The sequence below is a fragment of the Noviherbaspirillum sp. genome (genome assembly GCF_036846085.1).
Classification (GTDB): domain Bacteria; phylum Pseudomonadota; class Gammaproteobacteria; order Burkholderiales; family Burkholderiaceae_D; genus Noviherbaspirillum.
The window spans coordinates 1-2,494 of sequence record NZ_DAIUCO010000395.1; the positions used below are offsets into that span (position 1 = coordinate 1).

The 2,494-nt window shown below is 61.2% G+C and carries 4 protein-coding genes; 1 reads left to right on the forward strand and 3 read right to left on the reverse strand.

The window, feature by feature from the left end; translation table 11 throughout:
• On the reverse strand, nt 1-691 hold a 691-nt coding region (locus V7080_RS25195; protein WP_334191119.1), incomplete at its 3' end, for an aminotransferase class III-fold pyridoxal phosphate-dependent enzyme.
• A gap of 133 nt (nt 692-824) precedes the next feature.
• Between V7080_RS25195 and V7080_RS25200 the strand changes: the two genes are divergently transcribed.
• Nucleotides 825-1,298 (forward strand): Lrp/AsnC family transcriptional regulator, encoded by a 474-nt coding sequence (locus tag V7080_RS25200; protein ID WP_334191120.1) that lies wholly within the window; start codon nt 825-827, stop codon nt 1,296-1,298.
• A 29-nt stretch (nt 1,299-1,327) separates the two neighbouring features.
• Here V7080_RS25200 and fmt read toward each other — a convergent pair whose 3' ends face one another.
• Nucleotides 1,328-2,281, reverse strand: coding sequence for a methionyl-tRNA formyltransferase (gene fmt / locus V7080_RS25205; RefSeq protein ID WP_334191121.1), 954 nt, complete (start codon nt 2,279-2,281; stop codon nt 1,328-1,330).
• A gap of 63 nt (nt 2,282-2,344) precedes the next feature.
• Nucleotides 2,345-2,494 (reverse strand): peptide deformylase (locus V7080_RS25210; RefSeq protein WP_334191122.1); only part of this gene is annotated, 150 nt, incomplete at its 5' end.

Here is a 2,494-nt window from a genome sequence, read left to right on the forward strand (position 1 = left end):
GTGCAAGGCCGGTCTGTACCTCGTCGCAGATCAGCAGCACGTTATGGCGCGTGCAGATTTCGCGGCAGGCGGCGAGATAGCCGGCCGGCGGCACGATGATCCCGCCCTCGCCCTGTATCGGCTCGACCAGGAAAGCGGCAGTGCGCGGCGTGATCGCGGCTTCCAGGGCTGCCGTATCGCCGAAGGGCACCGACACGAAGCCCGGCGCGAACGGCCCGAAGCCATCCCGGTATTGCGGCTCGGACGAAAAGCCGACGATCGTCGTCGTGCGGCCGGCGAAGTTGCCGTTGCAGACAATGATTTCCGCACGTCCGTCGGCAATGCCCTTCACCTTGTGGCCCCACTTGCGTGCGGCCTTGAGCGCCGTCTCGACCGCCTCCGCGCCGGTATTCATCGGCAACGCTTTCGGCTGGCCGGTCATTTCGCACAAGAGCTGCAGAAAGGGGCCGAGCCGGTCGGTGTGGAAGGCCCGCGACGTCACCGCAAGCTGCCGCGCCTGCGCGACCATCGCTTCCACCAGGATCGGATGGCCGTGGCCGAAACTTACCGCCGAATAGGCAGACATCATGTCGAGATACCGCTTCCCGTTCACGTCCCATAGCCAGACGCCCTGCCCGCGCGTCAGCACCACCGGCAAGGGCTTGTAATTGCTTGCGCTATACCGGTTTTCCGCTTCTATCCATGCATTCATGACCATCCCCTTTCATGTTGCGTCATGACTTCATGATAGGGACGACGGCAAAAAATTTCCTTGCGAAATTGCGCCAAAAATCCGCGCCTCATGCAAGAATCTTTCATGAAACTGAAATAGCGAGCAAAATACTATGGATAATCTCGATAGATACGACCGTATCATTCTCCAAACGTTGCAGGAAAACGGCCGGGCATCGAATGTCGAACTGTCGGATAAGGCGAGCCTGTCCGCGCCGCAATGTTTCAGGCGGGTCCGCAGGCTGGAAGCGGAAGGCATCATTCGCGGCTATGCGGCCAGGGTGGACCCCGCCACGATCGGGCTTGGGGTCATGGCTTTCGTCAATATCAGCATCGACCGCGAACAGTCGAAACAGGTGCGCACCCTGGAAAAGGCAATCCGGCAGTTCCCGGAGATTCTGGAGTGCTACACGATTTCCGGGGATTTTGATTATTTGCTGAAGGTGGTGTCGACGGACCTGAAATCATTGTCGTCATTCCTCACCGACCGGTTGATGCAGGTACATGGCGTATCGGGCGTGCGGTCGATGGTGTGCCTGGAGGAGATCAAACCGTCCAGCCCGCTGCCGCTGGAGCATGCCAAATGAGGATGGTTTAAAAGGCGATCGTAAGGCGCTCAGCCGAAACGGCGTCCCTCCAGCGGAAAACCCTTCAGGAATTCAGCCGCAGGCAGGCGCTTGCCGCCCGGCTTCTGCAATTCGCTCACACGCAACGCCCCGGCCCCGCAGGCGACGACAACGCCTGCCGCGCCGCCCGCGGAAAGCACCTGTCCCGGAACGGTCCCGGCTGCGCCTTCCACCGCCTCGGCCCGCCAAATCTTGATGGCCGCTCCTTCGCAGGACGCAAAAGCGCCGGGGAACGGATTGAACGCACGAACCTTGCGCGCCAACACTTCCGCGGAAAGCGAAAAATCCAGGGCCGCTTCCTCCTTGCTGATCTTCGCCGCGTATGTCACGCCCTCTTCCGGCTGGGGCGTGGCCGGCAGATTGTCTTGTTCGAGCTTGCGCAAGGCATCGACGATCATGCGGCCGCCAAGACCGGCGAGCTTGTCGTGCAAGGTACCGGTGGTCTCCTCCGCGCCGATCGGTACCGACTCCATCGACAACATCGGACCGGTATCGAGCCCTTCCTCCATCTGCATGATGGTCACGCCGGTGTGGGCATCGCCCGCTTCGATCGCCCGGTGAATCGGTGCGGCGCCGCGCCAGCGCGGCAGAAGCGACGCATGGATATTGACGCAGCCGAGGCGCGGAATATCGAGCACGGAACGCGGGAGAATCAACCCGTAGGCGGCCACTACCATGGCATCGTGCGGCGTGGCGCGCAACAGGTCATGGGCCTCTTGCGCGATGTCCGGATATTTTCCGTTCAGGCGCAGCGATACCGGTTGCGAAACCGGGATATCGTGGGCGATTGCGAATTGCTTGACGGGCGATGCCTGTAACTGCATGCCGCGGCCGGCAGGACGGTCCGGCTGGGTAAGTACAAGCGGAATGTCAAAGCCCGCATCATGCAGGGCTGCAAGCGCCACGGCGGCGAATTCTGGGGTGCCGGCAAAGATGATTTTCATGGAGGCGCATTGTACAGCCCGGCATCGGGATCAGCCCCCGATGCCGGGTAGCGCGACAAACGGTCAGCGGACTGCCACGGTTCGCTTTTTCTCTTTCTGCAGCTCCCGCTCTTCCTTCAGCAACCTGGTCTTGATGCGGTTGCGCTTCAGCGGGGACAGATACTCAACGAAGACCTTGCCCTTCAGGTGATCCATTTCATGCTGTATACAGAC